General features: G+C 43.7%; 5 protein-coding genes and 1 pseudogene. 3 read left to right on the top strand and 3 right to left on the bottom strand.

The window, feature by feature from the left end:
* Nucleotides 1-75: 75 nt before the first annotated feature.
* A pseudogene (locus KHN78_RS17110) lies at nt 76-14,158 on the bottom strand (retention module-containing protein).
* A gap of 705 nt (nt 14,159-14,863) precedes the next feature.
* Between KHN78_RS17110 and KHN78_RS17115 the strand changes: the two are divergent.
* The 3 genes from KHN78_RS17115 to KHN78_RS17125 all read left to right on the top strand — a co-directional run bounded on the left by KHN78_RS17115 (nt 14,864) and on the right by KHN78_RS17125 (nt 16,087).
* Complete coding sequence (locus KHN78_RS17115; protein WP_128812783.1) at nt 14,864-15,112, top strand: YgjV family protein; 249 nt, start codon at nt 14,864-14,866, stop codon at nt 15,110-15,112.
* 307 nt (nt 15,113-15,419) lie between these two features.
* Nucleotides 15,420-15,806, top strand: coding sequence for a Cu(I)-responsive transcriptional regulator (cueR, locus tag KHN78_RS17120; protein WP_211917521.1), 387 nt, complete (start codon nt 15,420-15,422; stop codon nt 15,804-15,806).
* A 125-nt stretch (nt 15,807-15,931) separates the two neighbouring features.
* The gene (locus KHN78_RS17125) at nt 15,932-16,087 is read left to right on the top strand and encodes a DUF3012 domain-containing protein (RefSeq protein ID WP_211917523.1); all 156 of its coding nucleotides are present in this window, start codon (nt 15,932-15,934) and stop codon (nt 16,085-16,087) included.
* A 157-nt stretch (nt 16,088-16,244) separates the two neighbouring features.
* Here KHN78_RS17125 and KHN78_RS17130 read toward each other — a convergent pair whose 3' ends face one another.
* On the bottom strand, nt 16,245-17,249 hold the full coding sequence (locus tag KHN78_RS17130) for a substrate-binding domain-containing protein (RefSeq protein WP_211917525.1): 1,005 nt from the start codon (nt 17,247-17,249) through the stop codon (nt 16,245-16,247).
* Nucleotides 17,250-17,286: 37 nt separating this feature from the next.
* Entirely contained in the window at nt 17,287-18,204 is a 918-nt protein-coding gene (gene rbsK / locus KHN78_RS17135) for a ribokinase (protein ID WP_211917527.1), read from the bottom strand.
* Nucleotides 18,205-18,306: the final 102 nt, after the last annotated feature.

An 18,306-nucleotide genomic window follows, 5' to 3' on the forward strand; every position in this document is an offset into this window, starting at 1 on the left:
GTTGATGGAGAAATTGCTAGTGATGGATTTCACCATCACTAGTGCTATTTCTATTACTATTACTATTACTATTACTTAGCCATTATTAATCACGTTATTGTTCAATAGTGATTCAACAATATCACTTGAGCTCATCCCGCTGAAATCTAAAGAATCACCAAGGTGCTCAATCACTATGGTCTGCTGAACGTTAGCATCCGTGGTGATATTTAGTGATACAGCTTGTGTCGATGAGTCATAATCAGCATGAATATGGTCAAGCAGATCTTCCATTTGGATGTCTGTGTTATTTAACTCCGAAATCACATCACGCAGATCGACGGTATCTTCATTGACGGTAAAGTCTGTGATGGTATCTACCGCGCCCGAATCTACGGAGTCCTGAGTCCATTTAAAGGTGTCATTCCCATCACCGCCAGTGAGAATATCTGAACCCAAACCGCCAATAAGAATATCATCACCATCACCACCAATGATGACATCATCCCCTGCTCCTCCCAGTAAACTGATACCAGAATCATCACCAAGTAAGTAACTGTCTTCTGACTCACTAGATTGATCGATGTTATCCCCATCTAGCGTCACCTCTAGGCTAATATTCAGTGGCGTGGATTCGGCTTCATCTCCGTTTGATTCTGTGGATACTGCAGTAAGAGTGATATCGTGCGTTCCGACATCTGCACCCTCGATACGCAGTGAATCAATTTCATCCGCAGGCACGATCCATTTAGTCCCATCAAAACTAATATTGGATGTTGGTTCACTGCTCGTCACCGTAGCGCCATCCGGAACCCCTGTTAACTCTAAAGACAATACTTCACTACTATCGGTTAGTGCCGCCATGATGCCAACGATCGCTAAACCTTGGTTGCTTGCAGTTTGGCTTGCCGTGATTTGGCGAATAAAATTAAACTTAGGATCAATCATCAACGTAGGTGCATCCGCAACTGGCGTAACATTGATAACAAAGTCTTGAGCAGCCTCTAGTTTTGTTCCAGAAGCGTTCTCATAATACACACCATTGTCTTCTGCTCTGACAGATAGCGTAATCGAGTCACTACCGACATCTCCTGCGTCTATAAACAGCCCTTGAGCGCTATCTGTAGCATTTAACACGCTATTAATCGCATCAGGTGTACCCATTAAAATAACTTGTCCCGGTACTCCTGGTCCAACCGTTACGCCAATACCTGTTGGTATTTCAACTCGAATATCACCATCACTCACACTTAAGCTAACCGTCATGCTGTCATTCGCTTGTGTCCCTGAAAAATCAACGTCACTGACACTAATACCAGTAACCTTTTGTCCGTCACTTTCATCAATGACATCCGTCACCGAATTTGCGGAAATCTCTGGTGCATCATTCGTTGCTTCAACAACAAAAGACGCACTTCCACTAACATTTTTAGGATCAGATGACCCGTCCGTCTCACCGTCATCAGTAATGACGTACGTTAGTTCAACCGGACCAAAATAGTTTTCTGCCGGTGTAAACTCCCACAAGCCGGTTGCACTATTGAAGTCTAAACTACCGATTGTTGGATCCGCTAACTTAACGTCACTCACCACAAGATTGTCGCTTTCCACATCCGTTGCATTCTTCAACAAATCGGATTGAGATATTTCTAAAACACCACGATCTTCTTCAATACTAGGCAGTGTAACTGGTGTTGTTTCTGGTGCATCATTTTCTGAAGTGACTTCAACGATAAAGCGTCCATTGTTCGTATTTAACGTATCATCAACGCCTGTAATCACGAGTCCTTTGTTTCCTTGGTCGTCGACGGATATATCGACAGGCACATCACCAAAGAAATTAGCTTCCGGCTTAAACTCAATGACACCATTGGCAATCGCGTCATTCAGATTAGTCAATGTACCTTCCAATTGCACAGAGTCCGTGCCATTACCTTGAACAGTCAAACCAAAAGTGGAGAGTATCGTAGCGTCGACATTCAAAATGCCATGAGTCACACTCACATCAATTGTGTATTCTGCCGTTGGGTCGTCTAACTCTGCATCAACGTCCGCGATTTTGAAATTATTAAGAACGATTGATTCATCTTCTTTCGTTTTAATATCAATAACATCAGTGAACTCAGGTCGGTCATTCACCGCCGCTACATCAACATTGACCGTAAACTGCTGTTCCGGCCCTACGCTTTGCGATCCATCCAGGCCCGTGTCAATGGTATGAACTTTAAACTCTAAGTTGCCGCTCCAAGAGTTGTCATTTCGGTCACCAGAGTTAAACACCACTTTATCAATATCTTGAGCCGCAATTTCTAAAACAAAAATACCATTACCTTGATCAACAAATGCGGTTCCATCCGTCAGAGATAACCCCGCACCATCTGGCACATTAGAGACTTCTATTCTCAGCGTTTCAGGTTCGTTTTCTTGATAATCTGCACCATCACCAATGGACTCACGGTTATCCACCACTACGCCATTAATGTTAATGTCGATATTGTCACCCTCGTTACCAGAAACCTGTGTATCAGGATTCACATCCACGATATCGCCAATAGGATTGACAACGATCGTTAGATCGCTTGTATGCATGGTAGGGGCTTTCAATAATTCTTCTTGTGTAAAGACCGTAATACCAATTTTGGCTTCGCCACTAAAGTTTTTCGGTGGTTGAATTTCAATCGCACTGAGGTCAATCGAAGTTTGGCTAGGATCTTTTAGCTGTATACTCCACTCCCCACCGCCATTATTTTTAACCGTATAATCGGATGAGTTCGATTGCACGATAAAATCCGGTGGAATATCAGTCAGTTTAAGAGAGACAAATTCTTCAGAGCCGTCATTGTCATTTAAGCTAATGGTCACACCTTTACCCGACTCAACCAAGGAAATCAGGCTATCCTCATCACCTGTTACGACAATAGGTTTGGTAATATCTGCGCCACTTATAGTAATAGAATCCACTACTGGCGTTATTTCAAACGTGACGTCATCGGTAAATGTACGTACATCTTTATTATCAACACCCGGAGCCAATGTCGTTTGATTAATAACCGCAGTATCGGTAATTTCACCCTCTACATTAATCGTGACCGTGTTTTGCCCGCCCCCTACCGGATAGTTTTCTTTTGGCTTAAACAGCACATTATCAAGCGCACCCGCGGCAATTTCGGCTGCCGTAAACTCGATACTTGTGCCAATTGTCGTGCCATCTGGATGAACAAATTCTCCTAATGCGGTATCTGCAAGCGTCAGTTTAATGCTGGTTAACGTCTCACGCCCTGCTCCTGAACTGTTTCGCACATCAGCAAAATCGACATTTAAATCTAATTGAATGAGTCCATCTTCGTAACCAACACCATCGTCAGTAGGAACATCATTGTTGAGATCATTCACAGGCTGCTTATCTGAATCGAGACCAAGAGTCCCTTTAATATCAAGCGTGACATTTGGCGTAACATTCTTATCAAGAGGCTGATCCGGTGAGGAATCAGGAACGTCCGCTACCGGTAGAATTTGAACGGGAATACTTTCTAGTGACAGATTTTCATCGCCCGACAACGTATCGGTCGTTACAAATAAAACGGGAAGTTCGAAATCGCCCGCCCAATCTTGCGCGACTTTTAGTGTCAATCCATCCAGCCCGGTAATGTTTCCGCTTGCGTCTATTTTCGCCTGAAAAACGTAAACACCATCGACAAAATCAACGTTTGCACCACTAATAGTCAGCCCTGGAGGCAATCCCGCGTCACTTGGTTTAATGACAACCGTCAGTACATCTTCTACGCCATCCGAATTGAATGTTGATGCCTTAGAAGCAAGTTGAGAACCAAAACTGATCGTATTGTCTTCATGTCCATCAATTTGGACATCAGGATCAATTTTAATTTCGGCCGCAACGCTGTCTTTGGGTTCGATTTTTGTTGGGAATTCGAGCGTAATTTCGGTTTCTCGCCTTTGTGTGGCGTCTTTCTCAACAGCATCTTCACCGAGATCATTTACTTGCGCGTAAATTGTTAAACCAATCTGAGAATAGCCAGTATCATCAGTGTCAACGTCAGGAGTGAGATCAAGACCCGCAGGGGCGAGAATCGTAAAATTATTCTCATCAGTTATCGTCCAACGCCCATTCCCCTCATTTGATGCTCCAATTATGATCAACTGATCTAAAATATCAGGATCTACATTGTTAAATTGAACCACCAATTGGGTGACAACCTCTTTTGAGGACAAATCAAACTCTTGATATTTAATGATATTAGCGCCAGTTTGCCCACCGTCAGGCGTATTAATGGTAAAATCAATGTTACCTAAGTCCGTCGATCGAATGACATTCGTTACAGTACCGTCGGCCTCTTCAACCAGAAGTCGAGTTTGGGTAGAAACATCACCACTAAGATTCTCATTTTCTACAACTGGATTAACTTGGACTTTAACCGTTCCATTAATGACGCTTGAAACTATCCCCTCTCCAGGATTCACTGCGTCAACGTACTCTGCATCGACTTCTTTTACCGTTACCTGCGTTAATAAATCAAAATCAGTACTAGAGTTTTCTTCTAGTTGGACTTGAATGTAACCAGTTTGAGTAACACGTGCAGAGAAATCTTGCTCCGATTCATTTGGCAAAGGTGTCAAAGTAAGGCTATTTCCGGTAAGAAGTTGGGCACTACCGTCAACATAAACCGTGCTGCCTGGAGGAAAGCCAGAAATCGTTAACGCAGCATAAAACTCATCCGCATCCGGACTTTGCGTCGCAGAAGGTTCCCAATCAATGTTGATTCGAGTGTCTTCATTACCCTCTGAAGTAACCACATAGTTGTCTTGTGCATCTATCACTGGTTCTACTTTAATGCGAATTTCTCTATCCACAATTCGCGTATGGCCATCATTTTCAGTGACAATCAGCGTACCCGTGATATGAATATTCTCAGTGGATGATTCCGTCGGAATGATCTGAATCCCTGAATTAAAGTTGCGCCCTGTGATGTTTGCCTCATAGATGGGTTCACCTTTGCTATCGTAACCAACGAAAGTTAAATCAACGCTATCTCCATCTGCATCTACTACATTCACACCATTAGGAATGTTCGATAAGATAACCGTTAATGATTCCGAACCATCAAGTGGAGCATCTTTAAACTCGCCAGAAACAACAGAGAAGCTTAATGTGGCCGCACCATTTTCAGGAATGGTAGTTTCGATGCCTGCACCTGTTGCATCAGAAAAAATTTGCCAATCATTATTTTGATCAATGAGGATGATATCCGGAATATCCGCAACCCCTTTCACCGCAACATTCACAGTTTTAGTGCCTAAAGAAAGCACATCTTGGTCAGGCCCAGATGAGAGCGTAGCATTGTCTTTTATGATTCCCTCTACGTCGAACGTAAAGTCCTCATTACTATGTAACGGAGGGAGTACCTCTACATCGGCTAGATGGGATTCTGGAATTTCATAGTATAGAACATTACCGCTGCTATCAGTTACGGTGTTAATTTGACTTGGATTCGCGGTATCTAACCAAACTAAAGTCACGCCATCATCTGAAAAATTAGAGATTCGAACAAACAAAGTTTCTGAACCATCCACATCGGATGATGGCTTCATGTTAATCACTTCATTGAGCAACAACGGGTCATGATCACTTACTGGATCTATCGTGTTTTGGGTTCGTGCGTTATCTTCAAAGATGTTAATACGATTGACGCTAAATGCGCCCTCATCCGCGACAGGTTGGACATCAATGACTATCTCTTGGGTCTCAGAACGAGCCGTTTGCTTACCAGAAAGCGCATTTTCTCGCTCAGTTGTGATAGCCGTAATATTGAGAGTAATTGAACCTGAAAAGTTATCTATCGGATCCACTTCTACATCACCAATACGGTTTGCATCAACGAAGTACTTTCCATTTTCTTGCTGCAGTGGTGTCCCATCAGAATAAACTAACGAGGCATTCGATTCGCCTCCGGTAAACACCAACTCATAAACTATAGTTTCTGGATCACTTGTGTCTTGAGTTTCAGCTTCAATGCTCAAAGAAACATTCTGATCATCTTCGTCCACAACGTAATCAAATGTGCTCGTTGTTTTCCATGTTGCAATATCAGCAATGCTGTCTACTTGAATGTTCAGTCGACCGCCAATAACGTGATCCACCGTGCCATTGTTCAGGATTTCAACTTGTATTCTTGGGCTAAACCCGTCTTCGTCAGTAGAGAAGTGTCGATCTGGAATGAAAAACAAATTGTTTAATGTGACGAGCTCACCATTTACAGTTTGGTCCACATTGCTCGCATCCAATACGATCTTATTATTTGTCGGTACGAGTTCGACAAATTTCCCATCGCCATCACGATAATAGAACGTACCATTATGGGTATTGGCTTTTAGAATAGTGATGTCGCCCAGCGTTTCATTACGATCAACGTCGTTTAAGTCCACAACTAAATTGACGTTTGCAGGCCTCACATCCAGCGTTGACAGATTATCTTCTGGATTCGCAGCATCTATACCAGCAATAACACCATCTCGACCTCGGTCTTCAAACGTCAAGACATTCGCCGTTTGAATTTTCCCATCGCGGTCAGTAATCGAAATATCGACATCTGAAGAACTTGTGTCTTGATCCCCATCTGTCGCGGTCACTTTAAGCGTAAAGTTGATCGGATCAGCTTCGCTATGGTCAAGATCATCGTTCGCACGAAAACGAACACTACCATCTGTGTTTACGGTTAAACGGCCAATCTCAGTATCGACACCATCGAGAGTTTTATGAACCGACACCACTTTATCTGAACCATTAAGCTCGACTTCAGCAACGTTAACGCCATTGACAACGAAGTACACATCCGAAGGTTCGGCAGTGAACGAGGTAATTTCTGCACCATCTGCTCCATAGTCCAGATCGTTGTCTGTCGGATCAAGGAAGAGTTGAATGGTGGAACTCCCCTTACCCTCAACAACGTTGATGGCGTGGTTATGAATCGTTGGAACATCATCGGTGATGACCACTGGAAGCGTAATAGTTGAAACATCGCCATCAACGTCCGTCGCAAATACTGGTAAATTAACCGTTAACTCATCTTCTCCTTGGGTACCGTGATCAATTGCGCCGTTAAGCGTAAATTTGTAGGAACCGTCCGAGTTGAGCAACACGGTAAACACGGCTTTACCATCAGGGGTTTTGCCCTGATAGGTATAATTGTTGTTGGTAACATCCGTTTGAACCAAAGTGACCGACTGGCCCTCAGAGGTAATACCTGGCATTGGCTGAGAAGATAAAGTCAGCTGATAAGATGCGACAGTATCCGCCCCTTGTTCTGTATCGAAGTTTCCTGTCGCTTCAAGACTGTCTTTGAGCACTTCAGAACCATTGGGAAGATCATCTTCATCCAGAAATAACGTATCTGCGCTTTTAATCTCAGGAACATCATCCACAATGGTTATCGGCAAATCAACGGATGTGGTTGTATCACCGTCATAATCGGTGGCTGAAATTGGGATATCGATCGTCAAACGATTTTGTTCACCGCCAGATGCGTGATCAACCGGGCGTATCAAATCAAATCGATAGGTGTCGTTATTGGCATCGAGCGTTAGAGTAAATACTTGCGTTGAAGTACCGACAATCACCGCCTCGTAAATGGTCACTCCGCCATTCGACGAAACTTCTTTTAATTCAATATCTTGTTTGTTTGATTGCAAGCCAGAAACTGCTGCATCAAGATCTGCAACTTGATAATGGGTAATTTGATCTGCACCATCAATGACGTCAAATGAGCCAGAAATAAAACGAGGACCAGTCGTATCTGAACCTACTTTGAGATCATCTTCATCAATAATGGTTGTACTGCTGTCATCCACTTTTACTAAGGCAGGCAAATCATCCACCACCGTGATCGGCAGTGTTTGAACGTTTGACACATCACCATCAAAGTCAGTCGCTTGGATTGGCAAATTAATAACGAGTTCGTTTTCACCATCGGCTATAGCATGGTCTAGTGGCGCTAATAAATCAAATTGATAGCTGTCGTCAGAAGCATCCAACGTAATGCGAAAAACGGGCATGGTGGTGCCATCAATTCTCGCTTCATAAACTGATACGCCATTAGAATTTGACACTTCAACGAGCACCAAATCTTGCCCACCTGATGTGAGATCTTTCACTGGCGAATCTAAATCGGTGACTTGATACTCAACAATGCCATCAGAGCCATCTATCGCGTTGAAATTGCCTTTGACGCTGTTGAGCTGACTACTGCCCTCGGAGCCAATGGTTTGAATATCGTCTTCATCAATCTTGGTCACGCTGCCGTCAATCAAACCATCAAGAGCAGGTTTATCATCGGCGATCTTCACCGGTAAGGTTGCGGTGATCGCATCTTTATCGCCGTCTGTGATGATGATTGGCAAGTTTAGAAGTATTTCATCTGAGCCAACCGCATGGTCAAGAGGACCTGACAGTTCAAAATCATAACGGCCATCTTGGTGTAAGGTGAGCGTAAAGATGGTTTCTCCGCCCGCGGTTTCACCAATGTACACCAAAGAGGTTACACTCGAGGCACTGGTATCAAGCGTAATCGACACCTCGTCCCCACCGGACGTAAGCGTTGGAATTTTACCTGGCGTTAAGTCCAACTCGAACGAATCAATACCATCAGCACTGGTGATGTCAAATTGTCCCGAGTCTACACGCGGCTCTTTAGACGGATCAGAACCTTGGGATAGGTCATCTTCGTTCACTTCTAAAGTATCAATTGACGTAACGACCGGAATGTCGTCTACCACCTTAATGGCGAGTGAATATTCTGGCGACTCATCCCCGTCTTTATCCGTTGCTGTCACTGGCAATTCGAGAGTGATTTGATTCTCAGTATCACCATCGGGATGATCGAGCGGCTCTTTAAGGTCAAATTGATAAGAGTTATCTCTGGCATCGAACGTAAGTTCAAAAACGACTTGTTGTGGGGTTCCTGCGACACCTTGATAAACGTTCACGCCACCTGAACTCGAAGTTAAGATAAGCGCTATCGCATCCCCACCAGAAGTCAGTCCTTTCACTGGGGATTCAAGGTTATTAAGTTGGATAGAGACTACTTGGTCTGCCCCTTCGGTGATGTCTAAGGTGCCACCAATGAGAGTATCTTGAGGGCTGGCCTCGTCCGACCCTTTTGGTAAATCATCTTCATCCACCGTCAGCTCACTGCTTGGTGTCACGCCGCCTATGGTTGGAACGTCATCCACTACGGTGATAGGCAGCGTTTGAACGTTTGACACATCGCCATCAAAGTCGGTTGCTTGGATTGGCAAATTAATGACGAGTTCGTTTTCACCATCGGCCGTGGCATGGTCTAGTGGCGCTAATAAATCAAATTGATAGCTGTCGTCAGAAGCATCCAATGTAATGCGGAAAACGGGCGTGGTGGTGCCATCAATTATCGCTTCATAAACAGCAACACCGTTTGAATTTGATACTTCAACGAGCACCAAATCTTCGGACAGTTGTCCAGATGGGACGGTATTGAATGCGAACAAGTTCGTTCTGCATAAGGTATTTTATGTTAATAGCGCTGCATGATTTGCAATTAATAGTGTTGAGCTGGCTACTGCCCTCGGAGCCAATAGTTTGAATATCGTCTTCATCAATCTTGGTCATGCTGCCGTCAATCAAGCCATCAAGGGCAGGTTTATCATCGGCGATCTTCACTGGTAAGGTTGCAGTGATGGTGGCATCTTTATCGCCGTCTGTGATGATGATGGGCAAGTTTAGGAGAATTTCATCTGAGCCAACCGCATGGTCAAGAGGACCTGACAATTCAAAATCATAACGGCCATCTTGGTGTAAAGTGAGCGTAAATATGGTTTCTCCACCTGCCGTTTCACCAACGTACACCAAGGATATGGCACTAGAGGCACTGGTATCAAGCGCAATGGACACCTCGTCCCCACCGGACGTAAGCATTGGAATTTTACCTGGCGTTAAATCCAATTCGAACGAATCAATGCCATCGGCACTGGTGACGTCAAATTGTCCCGAGTCTACACGCGGCTCTTTCGACGGATCAGAGCCTTGGGATAGGTCATCTTCGTTGACTCCTAGTGTATCAACGGCCGTTACAGCAGGAACGTCATCCACCACCTTAATGGCTAATGAATATTCTGGTGACTCATCCCCGTCTTTATCCGTTGCTGTTACTGGCAATTCGAGAGTGATTTGATTCTCAGTATCACCATCGGGATGATCGAGCGGCTTTTTAAGATCAAATTGATAAGAGTTATCTCGAGCATCGAGCGTAAGTTCAAAAACGACTGCTTGTGGGGTTCCTGCGACACCTTGATAAACGTTCACGCCACCTGAACTCGAAGCTAAAATGAGCATTATCGCGTCACCGCCAGAAGTCAGACCGTTCACCGGCGATTCAAGGTTATTCAGTTGGATAGAGACAACTTGGTCTGCCCCTTCGGTGATGTCTAAGGTGCCACCAATGAGCGTATCTTGAGGGCTGGCCTCATCCGACCCTTTTGGCAAATCATCTTCATCCACCGTCAGTTCACTGCTTGGTGTCACGCCGCCTATGGTTGGAACATCATCCACCACGGTGATCGGCAGTGTTTGCACGTTTGACACATCACCATCATAGTCGGTCGCTTGGATTGGCAAATTAATGACGAGTTCATTTTCACCATCAGCCATTGCATGGTCTAGTGGCGCGAATAAATCAAATTGATAGCTGTCGTCAGAAGCATCCAACGTAATGCGGAAAACGGGCGTAGCGGTGCCATCAATTCTCGCTTCATAAACAGCAACACCGTTTGAATTTGATACTTCAACGAGCACCAAATCTTGCCCACCTGATGTGAGATCTTTCACTGGGGAGTTTAAATCGGTGACTTGATACTCAACAACGCCATCAGAGCCATCTATCGCATTGAAGTTGCCTTTTACGCTATTGAGTTGGCTACTGCCCTCGGAGCCAATGGTTTGAATGTTGTCTTCATCAATCTTGGTCACGCTGCCGTCAATCAAGCCATCAAGGACAGGTTTATCGTCAGAGATTGTGACCGGAATGGTCGCCGTTGTTGTATCACCATCAAAATCGGTTGCAATGATAGAGAAGTCTAACGTAAGAGCATCAATGCCTGATGGATGATCAATCGGACCTTCAAGCTTAAAATCATACGAGCCGTCTACATTGACGTTCATAATGAAGATTGGATTTCCATCTGCAGTTGCAATATAGGTGAAGCTACCATCTTGGTTTTCACTTTCTTGCAGTGTTACCGCATTTCCTTGAGAGGTAAGACCATCAACAGGATTCGTTGATGAATCAAGCTGATAACTGACCACCTGATCGGCCCCTTGGTCAGTCGTAAAGCGTCCCTCAACATAAACACTCTCATTTTCATCTGAGCCAATATTAGGGAGGTCATCCTCACTAACATTGAGTGGAATCACGTCATCTATGATTGGGGCATCATCAATAATTTGAACAGGAATTATTGCTGTTGTTGTATCACCATCAAAGTCCGTTGCTACAATAGGGAACTCTATCGTCAAACGCCCGCTGTTCGGCTCATGATCAATTTGGCTTTCCAGTTTGAAGTTATAAGAACCTTCAGGACTGACATTTAGCGTAAACACCTGATTGCCATTGGCCGTTGCGATATAAGTGAAGCTACCGTCACTGTTTGAAACTTCAGTCAGCGTAATCGGTTGGCCTTGTGATGTTAGCCCACTTACCGGATCAGAACCGACTTCGAGTTGGTAACTGATCACCTTATCGGAACCTTGAGTGGTGGTAAATTGTCCCTCTGCGATTAGCGTATTAGAAGAGGCTGTATTTAACCCATCTTCATCCACTTCTAATGCAACTACATTCGTAATTGAGGGTTTATCATCCACTATGGTGACAGGAATCGTTGAAGTCGTGGTATCCCCATCGAAATCCGTCGCTACAATTGGGAAATTGAGCTGCAAACTATCACTACCTTCGGCGTGGTCAATTGGCCCTTGCAAAGTGAATGCGTATTCGCCGTTCAACTGTAGTGTTAATTCAAAAACGGCGGCTCCATTTGCTGTTGCCGAATAGGTATAGCTTCCGTCTGCGTTGAGCGCGCTCACCAAAGTGACACTGTCACCATGAGAGGTAAGCCCACGGACTACACTCACTGTGTCCTCTAACTCATAACTAGCGACGCCATCTGATCCCGAAACAGTGGTAAACTTACCTTGAACCGTCGCACTGTCATTCTGTTCAGAGCCAATAAGTGAAATATCATCTTCATCGACTAGTAGTGCTTCTACGCCGCTAATGGTTGGGGCATCGTCATCAACAGTAACGGGTATCGTCGCAACCGCCGTATCACCATCAAAATCAGTTACAACAACGGGAAAATTGATCGTCAGCTCATCACTATCAATGGCATGATCAATGGGACCTTGCAAAGTGAAATTGTAAGTGCCATCTCGGTTTACGACGAACGTGAAGACAGTTTCACCGTTCGCCGTTGCGCTATACGTAAAGCCACCATCAGGATTGTCACTTTCAAGTAGAGTAATAACCGCCCCATGAGAAGTAAGGCCATCGACAGGATTACTAGAGCCATCTAATCGATACTGAGCAGCGCCATCGCTATCTTGTGATGTCGTAATTTGCCCCATAGCGAAAGCTGGTGCATCTTGTTCTGAACCAACGTTTGCGATGTCATTTTCATCAACACGGAGAGCATCGACATCCACGATGTCTAACTGATCATCAATAATCTTAATCGTAAACGTGCTGTTTTCGGCATCCTGGTCAAAATCGACCGTCGTGGTTGGTAAAGTCAGTAAGATTTCTTCCGTTTGCCCATCATGCTGCAACGGCTTAAATTGCTCGAATTGGTACGCTCCATCGGTGTTCAAACTGATGGTCAACACAACGTCATTCGTATCCGCGATTGAAAGAGTAATCCGGCTTCCATCATCTGATAACGATGCAATCGTCGTTAAGCTGTCACTGAGTAACCCATCGAATTGCGCTAGGCTCTCTTGGTCAAACGTGGCAGTGGCAATCTTATCGCTACCAATATCAACGAATCGACCGTCAATAATAGCGCTCGATGATTCAACATTCTCTATCGTGATGTTTTGAACAGAGGGATTATCTCCATCGGCAATCGTTGTCACTATATCAATAGGAGACAAAATACTATTGCCGCCAATATCTGAACCAGTAATATCAAAAGCAATTTGTATTTGATCGTTATCAAAAGACACTAAGCCATCAGCAACAGACGGTACATGATCAATGCCTTGATTGATCGTCGTCACCACTTCTAGCTGAACATCACGACCAACTGATATTGCCTCAATGTCGATTCTAATAACATCCTGACCGTCTTGAGTACCGATAATGGCATTTTGTTCTGTATCAAAGACAAATGAGACGGGTTCTCCACCGGAAGTAATGTCCGCGTTAAGCTCTTCAAGTAACGACGCTAATGATGCGGGTTCAGGCACAAAACTGTTAGGATCAAGTGGTAAATCGGCAGCATCAATGATGACTTTAGAAGTGACGGACTGTGGATAGCTAGAAAGCGAGATCGAGCCTTCTGTCAGCTCTGAAGAAAGAGACTGGCCACCATCAGCCAAAATAGTGATATCAAACCCATTTAGATCATCATTAAGATCAGTATTATCAAAGGAAGCTGTGGTCTCAAAAAAGGTCGAAGCTAAAACCTCTGGGTTGTTATATTCAATCGTGACAAAGCCTGCGTTAGCCGACCCTGAAGCGCCACCACCTGCTGCTGGGCCAGCCGCCGTTGCTTCAAGTATGGCTGTTGGGTCAGCGCCTTCTAAAATGGCTTGTTGAATAGCGGCAACATCGTCAGCATCAAAGTCCGTGGTTACTGTAGGGTCTACTGACACCTTGCCGTCAATTTGGGCAGTGACGACGTCTTGGTTCTCTTGGCCTAATTTGGGCTCAGGAATACAGGCAAAGCAATTCTCGTCCACCAAAAATAGTGAGCCGTTAGCAACAACATCTAATGATGAGCCATTAATCGTTATTATTACTTCTCCCGGCAGCAATGTTTCGCCGCGATCAACGATTCTTATATTCCCATCCCGGCCTATTGCGTAAACATCCCCTTTGACAGCATCTACAACCACTTCTTGCGGCAAAGTTTGTATACTCATCTGACCCCCAGCTAAAACAGTCTATGCTCTCGACTTTATCAATGACTCTAGTTTTCTATTCTTCAAACCCGGACCTATGCAATCCTTAGCTAGCGAAGACAATAATTCAGCAATCATGGCTGAAAACTATAAATATCAGCCACAGTAATAAAAATTGTTTGTCGTCACAACATTCCGTTACTAATTTTTGCAACGACAGGTGTACATTAAATAAGAATGTTCACCGTTATTATGGCCTTATGATTGGAGATAACCTCCAAACACTCAACACCCTATTACTTAAAGCTTAGTCTTTATAATTGGAAAAAGTCAGTATCTGTTGACTCAGTGGGTTAGTACAACCCCCTTAATCCTCATGGAACATGGAGCCGTTACAAACAACAGACGCAACATCTTAAGTGGTATTAGTCGTCATTTGAGATATTGTGTCTTTATGAACGTCTGAACAACTTGTTTTACCTATCCCTTTAATCGTTACCATCCATCAAATCTATCAATGATTTTAAATGAATTCTTTTACAAAACGTTTGCGTAATCGCTAACCTTCACTTAACCTAGATTTGAGGCTTTAACCACGATTTTCGCATTGCTATAGTTCACCCATCAAAACAAAAAAGACCATTCGAGGCATGGAGCTTCCTCGTTAATCTCAAGATGAGAAGAATAGGTACCGAAAAAATTCGGCAGATTTAAGAGGGTCAAATAATGGAAATGAATATGGTTGAAATTCTGGGCTATGCTGCATCTATCATGGTCGCGATTTCATTAACTATGAAAGACATCGTTAAACTTCGCATTCTGAACTTTATCGGTTGTGCGCTTTTTACAGCATACGGTTTGATGATTGACTCATGGCCAGTAGTGTTAACCAATGGCTTCATCGCCTGTGTAAACGTGTATTTCCTCGCGAAAATGCAACGTGAAAAAAAAAGCCTAGCGCCTGAAAATGCCTAACTAAAAAATATAATGCGCCCGTAAGTTCATATACCTACGGGTGTTTTGTTTTTCCATTGTCCAAATAACATCCTTTCACTATCATTTTTTCACGTTGCCATATCTTTGTCTGAATTCTAAATGCCACACAAAATCAAATAGATAAGAAACTGCAACACCTCACCATAGCAACTCCAACTTTATCATCTCAGTATAATTGACATCGCCTTTTGGCGTTCAGCTGTCAGTAATATAATAATTCGATCAGCTTTTATGTGCTGTGAGTATATACTCGTGATAAACACAACATCGAACATAAAGGCTTACCATGAACATTGGTGCAATTGCTAAACTGACCGGGCTATCTTCTAAATCTATTCGCATGTATGAAGAAAAAGGCATCATTTCTCCGCCCAACCGAAGTGAATCCGGCTATCGGGAATACTCTGACAAACATATTCAAGAACTTAACCTGGTATCACGAGCCAAAAATGCTGGTTTTTCTCTTCAAGAATGCAAAGAGTTCGTTCATTTAGCTGGCAATCCAAACAGGAAAAGTAGTGAAGTTAAAGCGCGTGCAATGGATAAACTGAAAGAGGTAGAGCATAAGATTGCCCACCTTTTGGAAATCAAAAAACAGCTTGAAAGCTGGGTTTCCGCGTGCCCGGGAAATGCAAAAAGTCACTGCCCTATTATTGATGATTTAACCAAGTAAGCGGTACCGCGTATAAGAAGATCATCTCTGAACATGACTTACGCCTCAAAAGTGACATTTACAATAACATTCATAAACTTAATACTTATACTCTCACATTAAGCATTCATAAAAAGGATTAAGTAATGAAAAAGCTAGCTCTTATTGTTTTTGTCGCAGCACAACTAATGGCTTGTACGGAAGTCGGCAGTGAAGCGTGGTGTAATGATATGAAAGAAAAACCAAAAGGCGAATGGACAGCAAACGAAGCTTCTGACTTCGCAAAACACTGTGTATTCTAGACGACTTGAACTCGGGGGAATCTAAGCCCGAGATAAACTCGCACCTTACAACAACAAAGATACCGAATAAGAATGAGACTGGCTTACCAAACAAAGCCAGTTTCTGTTACAAACATTCCCCTAACGATACACGTTAGGGATTCGTAATGATCACGCTCTATAACGATTTGACGCTCTTACGCTCGACCAGTGTTGGCTCTAGTTGCACGACTTGAGTTTCTTGCGTTTTCTCATTCAATTTGCGTAAGAGTGTTTCTACAGCCGCTTGGCCTAGGCTGTATTTTGGTTGGTGGATAGTCGTTAAAGACGGTGACATGTATTTCGCGATGTGAATATCATCATATCCGATGATTGAGAGTTGTTCAGGTACTTCAATGCCCAATTCATTGGCAGCGTTAAGCACACCCATCGCCATCATATCATTCGAGACAAAAATTGAACTTGGTAATGGTCCTCGTTCAATCATTTTCTTAAATGCCTGATATCCTCCCTCACATTCGAAGTCAGATTCAACGATCCAATTCGCATTAAAACTTAAGCCTGCTTCAATCACCGCTCGTTTGTAACCTTCATAACGCATTTGTGCTTGGTGCTTAATTAGCGGGCCGGTAATACACCCTACTTCTTTGTGACCACAATCGATCAAATACTTCGCAGCTAAATAGCCACCGCGTAGCGAGTTATCTTGGATCTTATCACTCGCAAATAGCATTGGGCCCCAATCCATCACAACCACCGGGATATCAGGGTAGCGTTCGAATACTTCTATCCGCTCCCCCTCTAATGACGAACACATTAAAATTAAGCCATCAACACGCTTTTGCAATAGCGTATTAATAGAATCACGCATGCGCTCATTATCGCCCTCGGTATTGCAGAGGATCAGGCTATAACCTTTCTGGTAACAACAGCGTTCTACCCCTTTCACCACTTCACCGAAAAATGGGTTAGTTGATGTGGTTACGAGCATACCAAATGTTTTGGTTCGATTGACCTTAAGACTACGCGCCAAAGCTGATGGCGCGTAATAGTTCAGCTCTTTTGCTGCGTTATTTACTCGTTCTGATATTTCTTCACTGACAAAACGAGTTTTGTTAATAACATGGCTTACGGTTGAGGTAGAAACGCCTGCAAGTTTCGCGATGTCTTTCATCGTTGCCATGTCATTACTCCTTTTAACTAACGGTTTTTAGCAAGTACTAGTTTTTAGCAAGAAATGCTTCAACCTCATCACGGCTTGGAATAGAAGTTTGCGCACCAAAGCGCGTAACAGAAATTGCCGCGGCTGCATGTGCAAATTTAATCGCTGATTCTAAAGGGAATGACTCCAATAAACCAGTCACGAATGCGCCATTAAAGGTGTCGCCAGCAGCAGTGGTATCTGTCGCTTCCACTCTGAATCCAGGAATAATTTTACCTTGATCTTTCTGGCTCAACCAAACACCACGAGCACCTAGGGTAATCATCACCGTTTCGATGCCTTTCTCATGCAAAATCTTAGCAGCTTTGTGTGCGCTTTCATCGTCCGTCACCGTGACGCCTGTTAACACTTCTGCTTCGGTTTCATTTGGCGTAATCACATCAACACAAGACAACAAGCTATCCGGCAATTCACGCGCTGGCGCTGGGTTTAGAATTACCGTTGTACCCGCTGATTTAGCAACAATCGCTGCTTTTTCAATGCCACACATTGGTGTTTCAAGTTGCATCAGTAAATAATCTGCCTGACGGATTCGATCTAAATCTGATTCAATGGCTTCAGCCGTTAATTTCGCATTTGCCTCCGCTGATAAACAAATACTGTTCTCACCACTGTCAGAAACTTGGATCATCGCGATACCCGTTGGACAGTTTGGCTGCATTTTTACACCAGTGATATCAATACCATCCATTTTGAAATTTTCACGAATATTAATACCAAAAGAGTCGTCACCAACACAGGCGATAAAACCGATATCCGCGTTTAAACGCGCTGCTGCTACCGCTTGGTTTGCCCCCTTACCGCCAGGGATAACTTGGTAGTTACGTCCATGCAAAGTCTCGCCCGGGCGAGGAAAATAAGGCACTTGAAGAACATGGTCGGCATTCACACTACCCAATACAACTAACTTATTCATACGGTTATCCTCGGTTCAAAGTGAACCTATTTAATTAGAACAGAAGAAAAATAGATGGCTTTTACTTTTCTGTTTATCAGCTTTGTTCATGTAAAAAGCCAA

This window comes from Vibrio sp. B1REV9, from assembly GCF_905175395.2.
In the GTDB taxonomy this organism is placed as follows: Bacteria; Pseudomonadota; Gammaproteobacteria; order Enterobacterales; family Vibrionaceae; genus Vibrio; species Vibrio alfacsensis.